The organism is Prevotella sp. oral taxon 313, assembly GCF_003043935.1.
Taxonomy (GTDB): domain Bacteria; phylum Bacteroidota; class Bacteroidia; order Bacteroidales; family Bacteroidaceae; genus Prevotella; species Prevotella jejuni.
Window position 1 is genome coordinate 2,820,979 of record NZ_PYXE01000001.1, and the last position, 17,849, is coordinate 2,838,827.

The following is a 17,849-nucleotide window of genomic DNA, read 5'->3' on the forward strand; positions in this document are numbered from 1 at the left end:
ATGAAAAAGGTGCAAACAATCCTCTAATAAGAATTAATTTTGTACTTTTGTGCCGTATTCTTCGGGGCAGGGTGAAATTCCCTATCGGCGGTATAGTCCGCAACTCCTTTTTATAGGACTGAATTGGTGTAATTCCAATACCGACAGTTATAGTCTGGATGGTAGAAGAAACTGTGATGCTTAACTTTCCGTTAGGCATTTCTTTGGCTATTTATTTTCCCGAACATACATAATTGACACTATTAATTAAAGAAATAAGTAATGATAAAAAATAAACTGCCCGTAAGATACACGGGACAGCATTTTACTATAGATAAAGTGCTGATAGATGATGCAATTAAAATTGCGAAAATAAATGAATCCGACACTGTTATAGATATTGGTGCCGGAAAAGGATTTTTGACTGTTCATTTAGTTCGTCAATGCACAAATATAATTGCAATAGAGAATGATAAATCGCTATTGTCCATTCTAAAAAACAAGTTTTCTAACAACACGAATGTCAAAATTATTGATTGTGATTTTAGATGTTACACCATACCAAAAAGAAATTTTAAAGTTGTGTCTAATATCCCTTTCAGAATAACTTCTGAAATTTTAAAATCCTTGATGTTTGATAGTGTTGAGCATTTTATGGGTGGTTCATTGATAATGCAACTTGAACCTGCCCAAAAGTTATTTTCAAAAAAAGTTTTCAATCCATATATTGTGTTTTATCATACTTTTTTTGATTTAAAACTTATGTATGAAATATCTCATGAGAGTTTTTTGCCACCACCAAAAGTCAAGTCAGCACTTTTAAAGATTGAAAGAAAAAAATGTCAATAAGTTATGAATTGAAAAGAAAATATCTGAATTTTCTCACTTTCTTGTTGCAAAAACCCGATTTGCCAGCCAGAACTGTATTAAAGACAATATTCAGAAAAAGTCAAGTCAGAGTTATTGCTGATAAATATGGAATAAATCTTAATTGTCAAATTGTTAGTTTGGCTGCAAAACAATGGGAATGTTGTTTTTTGGAAATGTTGGAGAGAGTTCCTGAAAAAAACCATCCCTCTTAATTGTTAGTTGATTAGAGTCTGATTCAGTAAAACAAAATTATTTTTTTTACTGAATCAAGATTAACTGTTTAATACACCATTTTAGTCATTAAGTAACTTCTATTTTACTTCCATGTAATATCCACAGGATTGCGTCTCGGAATAGAAGTTATTTTATAACTTGAATATCCAAATAGCATTGGACAAGCCGCTTTACGTTCTTCTGGTATTGATAACAAATCCTTTAATGGTTTATAATTGTCTATAGCCAACTTTACGAATCCAGCCCAACATGTACCGATACCAAAAGCGGGCGCAGCAATATCAAAATGAGTCAAAGCAATAATTGCTTCGGTAGGGTCATCAATTGGCTCAATAGGAACATGTGCAAAAAGTAAATGGGGAGCATTATGGCAAATCAAATCCAAACCACTATCCCAAGTTGAAATTATTGCAGGTACATAATCTGCTAGAGGATGTGATGTGTTTTGAATAGTTCGCATCCAATCAACGGTTAAACTTGCAACACGATTTACCTCTGATGGTTTATGAATAACAATCCATTTTACTGGTTGTCCATTCCCTCCAGATGGAGCATAACGGGCTATATCAATAACTTTAGCAATTAACTCTTTATTAACTGTCTTTGAAGAATAATGTCTCACAGAACGTCGACTTTTTATATACAATGCTATATTCTGTGGTTCAATCTGACTATCCAAAAAAGACGTATTAATTTTTTCGTCAAGAAGGAAATCTAAGGTAAGAGCCTTCTGTGCACAAAAAGACTCACAATGACCACATTTTAAACAATAATCCAATTTTTCTTCAGGTATGGTTGGATAATTTAAGGCTGTCGATTTATCAATGATTCCCATTACACATACAGTTGCGCAAGTATTGCATTTAGAACATGTTTTTCTGTCTATAAGAATTTGTGGCATTTTTGTCTCCTTTAAATTTTATTCAGTTATGATTATGGCGAAAGTAAATTTCAAGAATCTTACAAAGTTAAAATTAGCCCTTAACTTCATAAGGGACAAGATTAAAAGAACTTCCTCTATAAAACGAGGGGTTGAAGTCCAAATGCCTACTTCCTATGGTAAATTTAAATTAATTCCTTTCTTGCAGATTGGGACAAAGAAAGAGCACGTTGTACTTTTTAAGGGCAATTTGACAGATGATAGCCCGCTCCTCGTTAGAATGCACTCAAGCTGCGCTACGGGAGATATTTTTTCATCGATGCGCTGTGATTGCGGAGAGCAATTGCATAAAGCAATGGAACTCATTGAAAAAGAGGGAAGAGGTCTAATTCTTTACCTCAATCAAGAAGGAAGAGGTATTGGATTAATGGAAAAAATGAGAGCATACAAACTTCAAGAAGAAGGTTTTGATACAATTGAGGCAAACTTAAAGTTGGGACATAACGCAGATGAGCGTGATTATAGTATAGGTGCTGAAATATTAAAACAATTAGGGGTTACAAAAATCCGCTTATTGACCAATAATCCAGATAAGTCAATAAGCTTGTCACGTTGTGGAATAATAGTTACTGATACTATTCCTTTAGAAATTGCTCCAAATAGCTACGATATAAAATATCTTATGACAAAGCGAGATAGAATGGGGCATAAATTACATTTATAGAAAAAATACCGTATAAGCAATATATAGAAATATTTCCTTATACGGTATAACTAACATTTACAATATAACTTTCAACCAAAAAGAGGAAGGAACACAATCTATCTCCTTATTCCTGAATGCTGTGTGGGTTGTTGCATAAGGTTTTGTTTCTCTTTCCATTGCTCATATTTCATTTTAAACCAATCTACCACCGGTAGTTCATCAATAAACAACTGCCATTTGTTCTTGCGCTCTGCACGAACTACATTCTTAATATAAGCAACAGATTGTTCGGTATCAAACTTGCGATTATGCTGCTTAGAATAAAGCGAGCCACTGAAACTGACCTTTTTGAAACATGCAATGGCTCGTATCAAGTGCGTAGCAAAACCCATTTGCAAACATTCACGCACGATAGCCTTAATATCAGCAAGGTAAGGGATAAGTTCTTCCAACTTTTTATCTTCCGATTGCTTGTTAGTAGCATATTGAGCTAACTTGTATTTTAGGGTCTCCACCTGCTGTTTATACACCATTTCTGAAGTTGTCATTTGCTTTTTGAGCGTAGAGATATTCCCTTCCAAAGTAGTCTTATCTGCTTTAAGCTGCTTATTTTCTTCTTCTAATCGCTTTACCTTATTACTTCCGAAAAGAGAAGATACGCTATCAGTAATGGCTGTTGTTGCATTTACGGCAGAGCTTTTGAGTTTTTCCATCTTAATATCCCGTTTTACCTCTTTGAGTTCCGACTGTAACTGTCCCTTGTTCGTTTCAAGTGTTTGTAGTTCGCTTTGCAGGTTCTCTGTTTCCCCAATGAGTGATTTATAATACTCTGAGGTAGAAATGTGTTTAGCTTCCGATCCGTCAATACCACGTTCTAAGCCATACTTATTCATCAGTTGAGCATAGCTATCTTGATAATTCTTTAATTTATTCCGTACCATCACATCATCAGCGCACAACCGAGTTGTACCAGCTTTCTTCTTTCGGTACTTCCGCTTACCGCTCTCTTCCTCTTTCTTGGCTTTCCTTCGCTCACAGGTAACAATAGGTACAATCGTAGCATGGATGTGTGGCGTGTGTTCATCCATATGCAGGACTGCCGACACCACATTATCTTTGCCGTATGTTTCCTGTAACCATTGTATATTGTCTTGACACCAACTATCAAGTTGCCCTTTATCCTCTATACGTTTCATATCCTCGAATGTACCTGTGAGTAACACACGGATAGCCCTTACTTGGTTCTTACCAATCTTGCGAGTGATGCCAGCCGTATTGATGCGATGGCTTATTGCTTCACTTCGGGAGTGGATTCCATCAGGAAACTCAATGAGTTCTTTGTTTAGATGAGTGCGACTTTCATCTGCATTCTTAGGATGAATAGTGCGCTCTATATGAGCAGACATACCCGTGTCGGCTCCTTTTGCTTTCTCTAAATGTAGTACTGCGTATCCCATAGTTGTCTTGAATTATTTGGTTTTAAGTTTAGGTTGATGATTCTCTTCGGGGTTTCAAAAGGGGCTTCCCCTTTGCTCATTGGTCATTTTTAGCAGAGGAGTGTAACGGCTGCGTAAAGAAAATGCCCTAATGAGCTATGGTATTTCGCTTGTGAAATATCCATAGGGCAGTAAGCGAGGAGTTATAGCCCTTTTCCCTTTCGTTGTTGTTGAGTGGTAATAGGCTTGTCACAAAGTAGGTCGTTAATGTCCTTATACTTTGAGTAAGCCACGGAGCCATCTTCTACCTTTGCACCTAACTCTTTAGAGAGTTCAACGTAGGCTGTTTGACCAGCCCTATCGTTGTCGAAAAGACAAACGATGTGTGCGTAGGAGGCTAAAAAGCTCTTTACCTTTTGCAAGTTGGTGACAGAGTTAAGGATAATAATGTCCGAAACTCCAGCTGGCTTGCCATCATTAAGGGTTAAGATACCCTTGCCTTGCTTTTGCAAGGTCATATAAGAAAGGTAGTCCATAAAACCCTCAAATATCAAACAGATGTTGGCTTGCTCTTGTGCCTTGACAATTGTAAATGATTTAGGTGCTATGCAGCCTTTGAAGAAAGAGTTGCGCAGTTCGTAGCCACCAATCTTGTTAGCAAAGCCTATAGCAAAGTAGGTTTTATCCTTATAGGTAAAATGTAGTTCTACACATTCCTTTTGAGCTATCGCAATATCCACTTTGCGCTCCGCGAGGTAACGAAGTAAGGCAGGGTGAGATAGTTCGCAGACTTCTATGTTCTTAAAAGCAGGTTCTTCTGGAGTAGTAATCCTTGTAGGTTGGTAGGAGTGATAGTTCATAGTGGATATGCCTGGAGCTGACTTTTCTATTTGTGCAAGCAGATAGGAAATATCTCTTGAATGATATAACTCTTCTGCAAGTGCGATGATACTACCACCTTTGCCAAGTCCGAAGTCATACCAAAGGTTGAGCTTTGTGTTTACCTTGAATGATGCCTGTGTTTCGTTTCTAAATGGCGATTTATAATATAACTTCTCGCCACTAATTTTGATAGGTGTATGCCCTATACTTTGCAGAAAGTCCTGCAATTTGATATGTTTTGCTGTTTCAATGTTCATAATTGTACGGCTTAGATGTTGTTAGAAAATTGATGATTTGATGAGTTTACTTGTAAGTGCTTGATAATGAGTGTTTATATTATACATCAACTCTTCATCAAAAAAATAAACTAAAGGGGAAGTGATGCTTGTGCAACTATATCTTTACTTCGTTATTTCACGGTTTCATCTTATCACTATTTACCAGATAAGATATTTTTTCTTGGGGAGCAAGTTGTACTTTTGTGCAGACAAAAGTGCTTGCTACTTCAGGAAGTAGTGAAATCGCTACTCTATGTTCTCAGGATTTACTGCTTACCAAAAGAGAAACTTGGCACCATAGTACACTATTTCTCTTTTGGACAGCAATTATACACTTCATCCATGATTTATTTCTGATGGATTTCTGATGAGCATTTATTCTCCTTATATTCAGTAGCTTATATTCTTGTTTCATCATTTCATCAAAATAATAGTATTTATTTCTCTGAAAGTTGTTCGAGAGTGACGGTGTAGTACCTGCCCATTCTCCTTACATCGGAATAATAGTTTGGGCGATTGAAGTCTATCTGGTAGGTGGTGTAGCAAAGTGTATTGCTTGCTGGCTGCAATTTCCAAATATCTTGTACTATCTTTCGCACATGGCTTTTCTCAGCTTTCACTTGCGTATAGTTGAGTAGCGTAACTATGTCGTTTAGGCAGAAAGAATACTCTTTAATATTCATCTGCTTCATGATGTCAATGGCAAGTTCTGCCATTTCAATCTCCAACTTGTTACGATTGCTCCTAATAATTCGTTTTAAAGCTGGTGTTTCCGTGAGTTTAGGATTGAACCACATACGGCTTTCTTCTTGGGTACTTAGTGTGCGATGCTGGAGAAAAAATAGGAAGGCAGGTATTTCTTCTTTGAGCTTCTTGAGAAAATCCGTATCATCAGATTGCAGCTTTTCTATTTTTCTCACCCAATAGCGGGTTTCTCCCATGTCTATGATAAGAGGGAGATACTCGTTGTTGGAGCAGAGTACAAATTTGGAAAAGAAAGCTATTTCAGAGCGGTCTTTTCCTTTGGCCTCCACCTTGTAGGTATGTGTGGTACTTAGGTTCTTTAGTCGTTCACTGTCTTCCCTACGGTTAAGCAGCACTTCATCTACTACGATGATGAGCTTTCCTGCCCAGTCGGCATTGAACTGACTGCGGAAGTCTTCATTGGTGTTAAAGGTTACATTGTCCTTAAAAATGGCTTTAAGGAAGTTGAGAAAAGTACTTTTACCAGTATTGCGCTCCTCTGATACCAACAGAAGAATAGGTAATTTCTGAATGGGCTTTAGATAGAGCAGCTGCAAATAATCCATTCCTAACTCGTACTGTTCACCAAATATATGCGATACAAGGGCTTCTATGTGTGAGAATGTTCCTTCTTTGGGCTCATGGTCTATCGGCTCATAGAGATTGAGGAAGTTTGCTACAACTGGTTGATAGTTCACATGGTCTGGCAAGGTACAGAAGCCATTGTACTTAGGTACACTTGCCATAAAGTCCTTGCCATGGTCTTGGCGCAGCGTTTCGTTGTTCCATACGATACGCTTGCGTACAAAGCCACCTCCTAATTTGGGTTGGTCTACCAATTTATATAAGGTGGTACCAACTCGGATATATTCTTCCTTTTCCATAGTATTAGATTTTTGAGGTTGCGTTACCTAAGATTTTCTGCACATCAGACATTCTGTATCTGACCTTGTTCCCTACCTTTATAGGCTTCAGATAGTTCTTCTTGCCCCAATGCCATAAGGTAGCATCACAGACTCCACATAATTGTTTTACTTCTTCCTTAGAAAGAAAGCGTTCCTTACGTGATTCTTCAACGATGGTTGTAAGTTCGTCTTTTGCACGGTTAATAAGGTCGTTGGAAAATGCCAACAAATCCTCACCAGACACCTCTAATCGCACATGTGCGTTAGAGCCTTGAATGATAGATAAAATATCGGTCATATTTTTTAGACTCCACCAGCTTGTTTGACTTCCTGTTGTCGGTGGCTTGCAAACAAAAAGTCGCCACCTCGGTTGAGATGACGACTGCAAATTTATATCGAAAAATGATTGATTTTCAACGAATTGCAAAACGCTTAATTCGCTTAAATATTAAACGAATTAAACGAACTGTTATTAGGATAAAAAGGTCTTGAATTCATCTATTGAAGCACGGTCTTCTCCCTTATCCATCAACCTAATTCCTGTTTTTCCAATAGTCTCTGAAAGCTCTTTATAGGCATTTTGAACACCACGAAGTCCCACTAATTGAACGTTGTAATAGTCGGATAATGCTCTATGAAATGGCGCAATATCACATTCGTTAAGTAAGCCCCGTTCTTCCAAAGCAATTTTGAGATAAACAATATCTTTCTCTTTTGGCTTGGTTAATATTCTATTCCTTATCTTAGAAAGCAACTCTTCGTTTGCTTCTGGCTTTAAAAGTTCCTTCAAATTCCTTTCATCCTTTGGTCTGCCACGCTTCTTGTTGATAACATTGTTACTGTTACCATCAGAAGTTTTCGCTTCTTCCAATGCTGATTCAACAATTGTATCTGTGGATAAGGAATGTTTATACAATCTAAATTCCTCCCAATCTTCCTTGGTTCTTTCTCCAGAAGATATACTTTTATGAATAATGTATTTGACCAACAACGACAAAATCCATCTATGAACTCTATTAGTTTTATTATTATGAATAAGGCTCTCACCCTGTTCTACCATACACTCGTAACTTCTGCCATAATACAGCCATGCAAGCATAGCTGGTACAATGGAGTGTTTATCGATGTTATGGAACTCATTCACCAAGTTCTCTGCAAGATTTGAATTAGTCAAGATACCTTCCAAGGAAGAAAAGTCTTTCAGAGTATCGTTAGATATTCTCTTTTTTACAGCATCTTTGTATTTGGGAACTAACCTCACTACTAACATGAACACTTTCTGAAATCCTGCACTATCCTTACGGTTCATTTCTTCAACAAATGAACCATACTCTTTAGGATGTGTATCAAGCCACTCTTTTATTAGGCATTTAAACTCTTCAAATTTATCTGTCATACGGATTTAGTCTAAGATTTTAACCAAGTCTTTCTTCATTTCTTCATCAATATCTCTGTATCGCCTAAAGGCTTTACTTCCCTCTTTGTGTCCTGATAACGCTGAAACCAAATTAGGGTCTTTTACTTTCTTGTAGATATTGCCGATAAATGTACGTCTTGCTAAATGGCTACTTGCAACCTCGTACAAGGGTCGCTTCACTTCTTCATGAGTCAATGGATCCAGAATTGTTACTATCCTATCAACTCCAGCTTCCTCGAAGATTCGCTTGATAGCTACATTATATTTCTGCTCGGATATGAATGGGAACAACTTTGCTCCCTTATAGTCATTGTACCGTTCCAATATAGCTTTAGCTTTATTATTCAAAGGAACTCTTACCGTTACAGGATTACCCTCTCTGGTCTTTTTGGGAATATACTCAATAGCTTCATTCACGATGTTTCTTCTCGTCAACCTATATAAGTCACTCACCCTACAACCTATCAAGGTCTGAAAGATAAAGATGTCCCTCTGAATGGTAAGCTGTGGATGTGCGGATAGGTCTGCATCAAATATTTGGTCACGTTCATCCAGTGTAATATAATAAGGTGTACCATAGGTACATTCATCTAATGGGAACTCGTCGAAAGGACGATTTGTTGTTATCTTTCTATCATAACACCAAATAAAGAACGTCCTTATGCGAGAAAATCTATCTATTAAAGTGTTCTTACCTCTTGGTAATGGAACACGCTTCTCTGGAAACGCTTCATATAGCTTGGGATATTTCTCATAATAGATATGCTCATTTTCAAAGAAATCCCACATATTCCTTAAAGTGTTAGAGGTTACATCATCTACATCAAGAATAAAATCACGATGTCCACGCTTTACGGTCTTCACATACATTTCATACCGTGCCAATGAACGCCTAATAACCTTAAAGTTCTTTACTCGTACTGCTGATAGTTTATGTTCTATCAGAAATTTATCAAAGAGTTCCAAGAGTTTTGGCTTATTTTCCTGCATCAACTCTTCTTCCGTTTTGTAACGATTAGGATGATGGTACTTGTTGATAATCATTGCCAGCCATTCACTATCTGCTTCTTCTGTATATTGCTCTGTAATTACTGACACAATATCTTGTATACTCTGCGCCAAATGTAATTTATTCTCTTCAGAAACCAGCGCAACACGGTCTTTGTACCCTTGCTTCTCACTACTCCAATGATTGGGATTAATTACAAGCTCACTTGCAGCCTTAATGTCTTTCTTTCCGTCACGCAAACGAAAATAGATAGTAGCCATACTATCCGTATCATTCTTTTTTGCGGTCTTTCGGATGAATGCAGTAACCTTCATAAATCAATGCTTTTAGTTCTGCTGCAAAGATACATAATTGTTCCCAAATTGTTCCCAATCATCCTAAATTTATTTTTATCACTTTCAACCAAACTAAATTCGTTATTACTTTATTGCATTGATTATTAGTTATTTATATTAAATAATGAGATTTAATAGGATTAAATAAGATGTTCCCATATTTAATATTTCAAATGCGGGTCTGGGTACTACAAATCCCTTGTAAATCGCTGATTTACAAGGGATTTTTCTTTTTCAGTATGTACTAAAAGTGTACTTTGTAACAAAACAATGAGAAAGGTGTACTTTTATAGCTTTTCGCCTCTTAGTTTTATATTTAATTAACGACAACTCTTCCCTTTTATTCTGTTTATTTCCCTTTCTTGGCTTTTTCTCCAACGAATGCCCTATCTTTGTAAACAATACCTATCTTAGAAAATTGAAAAAATGGAAAATGACAATCTAAAGATACAGCTTGACAGTATTCAACGAATATTAAGCTATTGCATTACTCAGACCTACAATGTGCTCATTGGAAATATTCTGAGGAAGAAAGGTTGCATCAACAATATACAGTTCAAAGAGATTTTGCAGAAAGAATATATCCGAATAACCGATGAACTTTCTTCCATCTATCTCAATCATTCTGCTCTCGCATGTGTAGAGGAGTACTACAATGCTGGCGACTTCTTGTGGGAAAGTACCTTTTTTGAATCACTGACCAAAGAACAAAAACAGAAATATACCTCTTTCCCCGTATCTTCATTTGAATATGCAAAGTACATTGAGGCACATATCTACTATAATGATGCCCTGCCGATGTTCTCTTATCTTGTCGATGCTATTTTGTATGAACGCTACACAGAATATCTCATGGGAGAAATAGACCGCATAGAATTGACAGAGGTACAAACCGTTCAGCCTCGCTCTTCAATTTTGGTAAACGATGAACCATGTGAGCAGAAAAAGAAACCTGTCATTGTTGGTAAAGAAATAAATCCATTTCAATCTGATTTTACGGAAGAGCAAATAGAGATTCTTACCACTTGCATCAACGAAATTCAATTATTCACGACCAACATATCCTCCAATATTCTCAAAGACTTCTTTGCTTGTAAACTAAAAGGTGTCTTGAAATCAAACAACAACCGCCAACTGGCATATCTCATGCAGAGTCTTAATCTGAAAGGATTCATTACAGATGAATGGCAATCTGCGATTGCTCGTAATGAACTTGTATTAGGGAAGACAAAAGATACATCACTGACACGCACCGATCTTTCCACTGCAACAGACCAAATCAATATGAAGCAGCCGAAAGGATGGGAAACTATTGATAAATACATCAAACAACTGAAAAAAGGTTGAGCATAGGTTGATACCTCAAACATTGCTCAATGCCAATTACTTTTATCGTTTCTAATTTTGTCCTCGTTAACGAATAATTAGCGAAGGTGCACCTTCATATTGTTTAATTCAAAATGTTTGCAATATGGACAAAACATTAGAAACGCGAGTTGAAGAACTCGAACAACTGGTTTTCATGAACAAGAACGTGCTTAGTTTCGAGGAAGCAAGCAAGTTCTTAAATCTATCCAAGAGTTATCTCTACAAACTTACTTCTGGGAACTTGATACCGCATTACAAGCCACAAGGAAAGATGCTTTACTTTGAGAAAGCAGAACTTGAAGCATGGCTACGGCAGAACCCTATTAAAACTTCTGCACAGAAAAATCAAGAAGCCCAAAGGTATATCATGGGCAGCAAACCTTTAATGCAGAAGTAACTTATGGCACACGAAGATTTTATCCGTGTTGGCACAACCTTATACAAGATTGTGAACCAACCACGCATCAATGGCGGTTTCGCCAAAAAGCGTATTGTGTGGAACAATGAGACATTGCGGCAGGACTATGGAAAGGATTTCATAGCCACAGTCCCAAAGTATGACGGCTTTTGCACAGTTCCCAACCATGTGAACTATCAACCTGTGATCGATAAGTTTCTTAATCTCTATGAACCAATAGGGCACCAGCCAAAAGAAGGAGAGTTTCCACACATCGAATCCCTGGTACATCACATTTTCGGGGAGCAATATGAGTTGGGCATAGACTACTTGCAGTTACTCTATCTCCAACCCGTGCAGAAACTTCCCATCCTTTTGATGGTTTCAGAAGAAAGGAATACAGGCAAGAGTACATTCCTTAATTTCCTTAAAGCTGTCTTCCAGAATAATGTAACTTTCAACACGAATGAGGACTTTCGCAGCCAGTTCAATGCTGATTGGGCAGGGAAACTGCTTATCGTTGTGGACGAAGTTTTGCTCAACCGCAGGGAAGATAGCGAGCGGCTCAAAAACCTCAGTACGACACTTTCTTATAAGGTGGAAGCAAAAGGCAAAGACAGAGACGAAATCTCCTTCTTTGCTAAGTTCGTGCTCTGCTCCAATAACGAGTTACTCCCTGTCATCATTGATGTGGGAGAAAACCGATATTGGGTAAGAAAAATAAACAGGCTTGATAGTGACGACACCGACTTTCTGCAAAAGCTGAAAGCCGAGATACCTGCCTTTCTTTATTTCCTGCAGCATCGCACGCTATCTACCCAAAAGGAAAGTCGTATGTGGTTTGCACCCAAGCTGACTTTTACACCCGCTCTACAGCGTATAATACGCAGCAATAGAAATAAGATAGAGTTGGAAATGTCTGAACTCTGCTTAGAGGTAATGGAGCAGATGGTGGTTACCGAGTATTCTTTCTGTATCAATGATATGGTGTGCCTACTAAACAACACAGGCTGCAAGGCTGACAATAGCCAAGTCCGTAGGATTGTGCAGGATATTTGGAAGCTCTCGCCTGCTCCCAACAGTCTTACCTATCTCACCTATCAGATTGACTACAATAGCTTCAGGAACTATTCGCCCATCAAGAGGACAGGTAGGTACTACACCGCGACCAAAGAACTACTCACAAACATTTAATCATTTATTTTGATGAAATGATGAAAGGAGTATATAAGATTCTGATTGACAATGTCTTACTCATTCATCCTTTTGCTCATCAGTATAAAGGAATGATGAAAGAAGTATTCTATACTATCCAAAAGAGAAATATATCAAGTTTCTCTTTTGGTTGGCTCCTTTATGTGAGTTGCGACCCCATTTCCCGATTTCGCGAAATCGGTAACACTTTTGTCCGCACAAAAGTACAACTTGCTAAACAAGGTCAGATGTGTTATAACGGAGAAATCTCTGTATTTCGGGAAAATGTTAGAGAGCGAGATCGGGAAATAACGAAGTCATGAAATCGAGATTTTGGCACTTCTATGAAGCATAAAAGTATATTCTACTTTGGTAGGCATTGTGATGAAGCTACGATGAGTACATAAGTCGTTTATAACGAGTAGATTATGTTTCATTTCATCAAATCATCAATTTTTCAAACCATTCAACTTCATTGTAATATGAACATTCAAGAAATTAAAACAATAAGACTGCAAGATTTTCTTGCAAGTCTGGGACATACACCTATCAAACAACAAGGTAACAAGTTATGGTATCTCTCCCCCTTTCGTACAGAACACCATGCTTCATTCAAGGTAAACACAAATCTCAACCAATGGTATGACTTTGGAATAGGAAAAGGTGGAAACATCATCGCTCTGGCAGAGGAACTATATAAGTCTTCCGATGTGTCCTATCTTATTAGACAGATAGAACGCAATGCTCTAAGTTGTGTGCATCCCTTATCTATTCCTTATTCAAGGAAGGAATCACCACAACACGCACACCCCTTTGAGAACTTAAAAGTTCTACCTTTGACACATCCTGCCCTTATCAGATACTTATATGAAAGATGTATTGACATGGAAGTAGCTACCATTGTGTGTAAAGAACTTCATTACGACTCTAATGGTAAGCATTATTTTGGGATAGGTTTTCCCAATAGTGCAGGTGGGTATGAAATACGCAACCCGTTCTTCAAAGGCTGCATTGCTCCAAAGGATATTAGTGTTTTCTATGCCCATGAGTCGAAGAAGATTTGCTTTCTTTTCGAGGGTTTTATGGACTTTTTGTCTTTTATTACACTAAGAAAATTGAAGAATCCGCAGCGGACAGGGCTAAGCCAACAAGATTACATAGTCCTCAATTCTGTATCAAATATTCATAAGGTTACAGAGAAGTTGTCGCATTACGACAGCATCCAATGCTACTTGGATAATGACGATGCAGGCAGGAATGCTTATAAACAATTATCGAAAGAATTGAGTCGTTCAGTCTTAGATTCATCTTCTTTGTATAGTGATTTCAAGGATCTAAACGACTATTTATGTGCTGAATTCAAGCATTCAGAGAAAGCAGAAAATAAGAAGACCAAAGGGATTAAGCTATGATTACAAGAATAGTTTTACATAATCTGTTTACTGGGGGAGCAAGTTTATGTTTTGGGCATACCAAAACCACTTGCCCACCTCCTGACAGTCGTTGCAGAGAATCATCCCGCTGGTCTCCATCAAATCAAATTAAAGAAACAAGTATGATAAAAACAGAATATAAAAAAGGTAGTCGCCCAACCAAGGGCGTAGCCGAAAAGAAGAAATACCGTATCACGGTGAAACTGAATACGCAGGATTACTATACGCTCAAAGGCAAAGCCAAAAGCGCAGGAGTAACCATGAGTGAGTTTGTAAGAAAAGTTCTTGATAAAGGAAATGTCATTGAACGACTGACCGTAGAGCAAGCAGACTTCATCCGTAAGCTGTGTGGAATGGCAAACAATCTCAATCAATTGGCACATCGTGCCAATGCGGATGGGTTTCATGTCGTTGCTCCTTTCCACAAAATCATCATTGGCAAGATTGACAAAATCCTAAATCTGATACGAAAATGATTGCCAAGATAATGAAAGGTTCGGGCTTCAAGGGTGTTATTAACTACATCCTCGACCCGAAGAAAGGAACGGAACTTATAGATAGTTCGGGTGTAAGGACAGATGATATTAGCCACATCATTCAGAGCTTCATCGACCAAACAAATCTAAACTCAAGAGTGAGTAAGGTCGTCGGACATATCTCCTTGAGTTTCTCCACACAGGATTCTCTCAAATTAAGCAACGAGTTCATGACACAAGTCGCTCGTGAGTATATGGAGAAAATGGGGATAAAAGATACGCAGTATATCATAGGTCGCCATTTTGACAAGGATCATCCGCATGTCCATATTGCTTTCAATAGGATAGACAATCACGGCAAGACCATCTCCGACAAAAACGACAGATTCAGAAGCGAGAAGATTTGTAAGGAACTGACCACTAAATATGATTTATACTTTGCCAGTGGCAAGGAGAAAATCAAGGAACACCGCTTGAAAGAACCAGACAAGACCAAGTATGAGATTTATCAGGCTTTAAGGGAAAAGATTCCTAAAAGCAGGAATTGGAAATCATTACTCGCTCACCTGAGAAATGAAGGGATTGATGTGCACTTCAAATACAAAGGCAATACACAAGAAGTACAGGGCATTGTCTTTGAGAAGAACGGCTATCATTTCAACGGATCAAAGGTGGACAGGAGTTGCAGCTATTCCAAGATTGATTTTGCCTTGCAGCAGACTAACAAAGAAAACTGTCAACAGGCACAAGGAACCGTCAATCTTATATCAGATGTTGCAGATGCTACGAGCACACTTGTTAATGACTTCATCGAGGGAGGATTAGACCTATTTCAGTCTCACGGTACAGTTCCTGCGGAAGTTTACAACACACTCGACAAAAAGAAGAAAAAGAAAAAACGTAAAATACATTTATAACTATGGCAGATAATAATACATTTGTTCTCTTTGAGGAAATCAAGAACAAGTTGGAGGCAATTTACAAGGAAGTAAGGGAACTTAAAGAAAAGGACATCAGTTCTGTTTCTCTTCCTACACCTACTATTCCAGCGCAAAGTAATGAACAGCAAGACCAAGAGCTGCTCAAACAATATGAGCAGAAAACGAAGGAGATACTCAATAAGTATATAGCCATACAAATGCGTATCAAGGATGAGGAAGCCAAATCTATTGATAAGTTGGTGGCAAGCGTATTGACTATGTTACATGAGTGGCAGGAGCAGAAAGAGCATCCACAACCACAGGAGCAGATTCATAGGCACAGTTTCGACATCAAGTCGTCAAAAGTCTTTACTACTATGGTGTCTGTATCTATGCTTTGTTTTGTTTCTTTGGTCGGCAACTACTTCTTGTGGCAAAGCAAACAACAATACAAAGATGATGCCTTGAAGTTCCGAATTATCAGAGTGTGGCGAGGTTGCAGTCCAAAGGAAATCCTATGGCTCAACGATGTGTTTGATATTCATCGAAACGAAATTGCAATCAAAAATATCAAGAAGAAAACTGATGGCTACGACTTGGAATTAAAGCAGAAAGCAGATAGTCTGATGCAAAGGAAACTGAAGTAGCCTCATATGGAACAAGCCTAACCAAACAGAATACTTGGTTGGGCTGGTTATATCACTTTTTCCATCGTCTTTGACACTGTGATCTTCATAACTACTTCTACTTGTCAAGAAATTAGGCATAAAAAGCTATTATGGTAGATATAGTAAAAGAAGACATCCGGAAAATCTATTCTTTAATATTCCATGACATACAATTAAAGGCTCCTCCATATTTACTAATTAGATAAGGAGCAGGTATTTGTATTATCTTTTGGCTATGAAATAAAGACTGTAAATACTCTAAGGCTATACTATCAGTTTTTAAATTGAGTCCAGGCACCAAAATTACCTTAGATGTTTGCAGAAAATTAATATAAGCCCACGAATCATTGATAGTATAAGGTAATGGAAGTTCATGCACAATATAGCCATTCTCCTCTAATATTTTTCTTATTCGCTTTCCATTTCTTGGAGCAAAATTGGTATAGTCTGCCATTAATAATTCTTTGTCTTTTACAAATCTTACCATACCATCTGTATGGCCACACTTATCTTGCGACCTGTTACACCAAGGAAGTATTATTATCTCTGTTTGGAAAGCTTTTTCTAAGCGATAGATTAATTTTAATTTATTTTGATATTGTGGGTTCTCTATAAATATCTTTTCTGTCATTAGAACATGATACGGAGTCTTAACGACATTACCACCATCAATAGTAATATCTGAGAGATTAATAAACTTGTTATCATTGAGATTGAGAAAAGATAAAGGTTCGTCTACATTCGTAATAAACTCACGTTTTCCCCTCTTATTCAAATAGTCTGGCTTGTACTTATACTTTACAAAAGTATTATCCGTAACCTGTATTGGCATATAGTCACGACACCAATAATCTGCAGTCTTACACAAAACATCTACATGTATCTGATAGTCTTGTAAGACAGACTTCACCGCTTCGTACAATTGCCTATAGTCATTGGCCAAATGAGCCGAGAAGTATACACTGTTGGTTTGACTTGATAATATCATACCCTTCTTGCTTTTAGTAAGTTTGTTAGCAGATGATAAGGTTCTTTTCGATAGTATCGCCATGGTCGGATATCTTTCTCTGGTGACTTTATAGAGGTTTGATTTCCATTGTTATCAATGACGAATTTATTAATATTAATGCGTGGGGCTGCTACAGAACAAAATGATGGCAGTATTTGTAATTCTGGTAACCATTCCATTTGGATAGCCGACTTTAATGTATCATTGTCTGGCTCCATAAACTGGAGATAGTCATAAATATACGAGCTTGCCATCCTCTTATCTCTATTTAAATTTGCTTTATTACTTTGCTCATTTCTATCAACGACATTAAAGGTTTTGATTAGAATGGATGCGCGATATTCGCCTTCTTTCTCAAAAGTAATATCCAGACCAAATTTATGCAAATAGAAACTTCCTATCTTCAAATATGGTGTATTCACAGTCCTATAATCTGCATCATCTAATTTATTTCGATGAAACATAACAGGATCATGAACAAACTCTTGATTAGCCGACTTCTCTACATGAAAATAAAATTCTATAGAATGGGCATAAATCTCAAATCTCCTGTTTATTAACAGAAACCCACCAAATAATAAGGTGTCTGCTACCATGGAAAATTGTTCTTCTAATAGTTTCTCTCCTATTAAATTTCTTAAACAATCGGGATTTACTTCAACATTATGCTGAAACTGTTTTAATGCAAGCAATAAATTCGTTTCCATAT

Annotated in this window: 16 protein-coding genes, 2 pseudogenes and 1 riboswitch; of the genes and pseudogenes, 9 read left to right on the forward strand and 9 right to left on the reverse strand. The window is 37.4% G+C overall.

Features of this window, described 5'->3' with window-relative positions; translation table 11 throughout:
• The first annotated feature begins 53 nt into the window (after nt 1-53).
• Nucleotides 54-174: riboswitch (FMN riboswitch) on the forward strand.
• 87 nt (nt 175-261) lie between these two features.
• Nucleotides 262-1,061, forward strand: a pseudogene (gene erm / locus AXF23_RS11055) (23S ribosomal RNA methyltransferase Erm).
• Between the two features lie 104 nt (nt 1,062-1,165).
• On the opposite strand, the gene AXF23_RS11060 reads toward erm, so the two are convergent.
• Nucleotides 1,166-1,918 carry a nitroreductase family protein gene (locus tag AXF23_RS11060; RefSeq protein WP_225883635.1) on the reverse strand — a complete coding sequence of 251 codons (753 nt, stop codon included), beginning with the start codon at nt 1,916-1,918 and terminating at the stop codon, nt 1,166-1,168.
• A gap of 139 nt (nt 1,919-2,057) precedes the next feature.
• On the opposite strand from AXF23_RS11060, the pseudogene ribA reads away from it, so the two are divergent.
• A pseudogene (ribA, locus tag AXF23_RS11065) lies at nt 2,058-2,687 on the forward strand (GTP cyclohydrolase II); the annotation flags it as partial.
• 98 nt (nt 2,688-2,785) lie between these two features.
• On the opposite strand, the gene mobV reads toward ribA, so the two are convergent.
• The 6 genes from mobV to AXF23_RS11095 form a co-directional block, all read right to left on the reverse strand.
• Nucleotides 2,786-4,126 carry a MobV family relaxase gene (gene mobV / locus AXF23_RS11070; RefSeq protein WP_004342660.1) on the reverse strand — a complete coding sequence of 447 codons (1,341 nt, stop codon included), beginning with the start codon at nt 4,124-4,126 and terminating at the stop codon, nt 2,786-2,788.
• A 182-nt stretch (nt 4,127-4,308) separates the two neighbouring features.
• Complete coding sequence (locus tag AXF23_RS11075; protein WP_004342659.1) at nt 4,309-5,244, reverse strand: toprim domain-containing protein; 936 nt, start codon at nt 5,242-5,244, stop codon at nt 4,309-4,311.
• A 458-nt stretch (nt 5,245-5,702) separates the two neighbouring features.
• On the reverse strand, nt 5,703-6,893 hold the full coding sequence (locus tag AXF23_RS11080) for a primase-helicase family protein (RefSeq protein ID WP_004342658.1): 1,191 nt from the start codon (nt 6,891-6,893) through the stop codon (nt 5,703-5,705).
• Nucleotides 6,894-6,897: 4 nt separating this feature from the next.
• On the reverse strand, nt 6,898-7,212 hold the full coding sequence (locus tag AXF23_RS11085) for a helix-turn-helix transcriptional regulator (protein ID WP_004342657.1): 315 nt from the start codon (nt 7,210-7,212) through the stop codon (nt 6,898-6,900).
• A gap of 174 nt (nt 7,213-7,386) precedes the next feature.
• The gene (locus AXF23_RS11090; RefSeq protein WP_004342656.1) at nt 7,387-8,310 is read right to left on the reverse strand and encodes a DUF6043 family protein; all 924 of its coding nucleotides are present in this window, start codon (nt 8,308-8,310) and stop codon (nt 7,387-7,389) included.
• A 6-nt stretch (nt 8,311-8,316) separates the two neighbouring features.
• On the reverse strand, nt 8,317-9,654 hold the full coding sequence (locus AXF23_RS11095) for a site-specific integrase (RefSeq protein WP_107625339.1): 1,338 nt from the start codon (nt 9,652-9,654) through the stop codon (nt 8,317-8,319).
• Between the two features lie 447 nt (nt 9,655-10,101).
• On the opposite strand from AXF23_RS11095, the gene AXF23_RS11100 reads away from it, so the two are divergent.
• The 7 genes from AXF23_RS11100 to AXF23_RS11135 all read left to right on the forward strand — a co-directional run bounded on the left by AXF23_RS11100 (nt 10,102) and on the right by AXF23_RS11135 (nt 16,110).
• Complete coding sequence (locus AXF23_RS11100; protein ID WP_009433951.1) at nt 10,102-11,022, forward strand: hypothetical protein; 921 nt, start codon at nt 10,102-10,104, stop codon at nt 11,020-11,022.
• A 124-nt stretch (nt 11,023-11,146) separates the two neighbouring features.
• Nucleotides 11,147-11,440: a helix-turn-helix domain-containing protein gene (locus tag AXF23_RS11105; protein WP_009433880.1), complete on the forward strand. Its 294-nt coding sequence runs from the start codon at nt 11,147-11,149 to the stop codon at nt 11,438-11,440.
• 3 nt (nt 11,441-11,443) lie between these two features.
• Nucleotides 11,444-12,634: a primase-helicase family protein gene (locus AXF23_RS11110; protein ID WP_107625340.1), complete on the forward strand. Its 1,191-nt coding sequence runs from the start codon at nt 11,444-11,446 to the stop codon at nt 12,632-12,634.
• Nucleotides 12,635-13,116: 482 nt separating this feature from the next.
• A complete protein-coding gene (locus AXF23_RS11120; RefSeq protein ID WP_009433995.1) occupies nt 13,117-14,046 on the forward strand; it encodes a toprim domain-containing protein in 930 nt (309 codons plus the stop codon).
• A 143-nt stretch (nt 14,047-14,189) separates the two neighbouring features.
• Nucleotides 14,190-14,543 (forward strand): plasmid mobilization protein, encoded by a 354-nt coding sequence (gene mobC, locus AXF23_RS11125; protein WP_107625341.1) that lies wholly within the window; start codon nt 14,190-14,192, stop codon nt 14,541-14,543.
• Entirely contained in the window at nt 14,540-15,460 is a 921-nt protein-coding gene (locus AXF23_RS11130) for a relaxase/mobilization nuclease domain-containing protein (protein WP_107625342.1), read from the forward strand. The genes mobC and AXF23_RS11130 overlap by 4 nt, the downstream gene beginning before the upstream one ends.
• A 2-nt stretch (nt 15,461-15,462) precedes the next feature.
• Nucleotides 15,463-16,110 carry a hypothetical protein gene (locus tag AXF23_RS11135; RefSeq protein WP_107625343.1) on the forward strand — a complete coding sequence of 216 codons (648 nt, stop codon included), beginning with the start codon at nt 15,463-15,465 and terminating at the stop codon, nt 16,108-16,110.
• Between the two features lie 166 nt (nt 16,111-16,276).
• Here AXF23_RS11135 and AXF23_RS11140 read toward each other — a convergent pair whose 3' ends face one another.
• Nucleotides 16,277-17,119 (reverse strand): agmatine deiminase family protein, encoded by an 843-nt coding sequence (locus AXF23_RS11140; RefSeq protein WP_009433879.1) that lies wholly within the window; start codon nt 17,117-17,119, stop codon nt 16,277-16,279.
• Complete coding sequence (locus AXF23_RS11145; RefSeq protein WP_009433954.1) at nt 17,116-17,847, reverse strand: hypothetical protein; 732 nt, start codon at nt 17,845-17,847, stop codon at nt 17,116-17,118. The genes AXF23_RS11140 and AXF23_RS11145 overlap by 4 nt, the downstream gene beginning before the upstream one ends.
• Between the last annotated feature and the right edge of the window lie 2 nt (nt 17,848-17,849).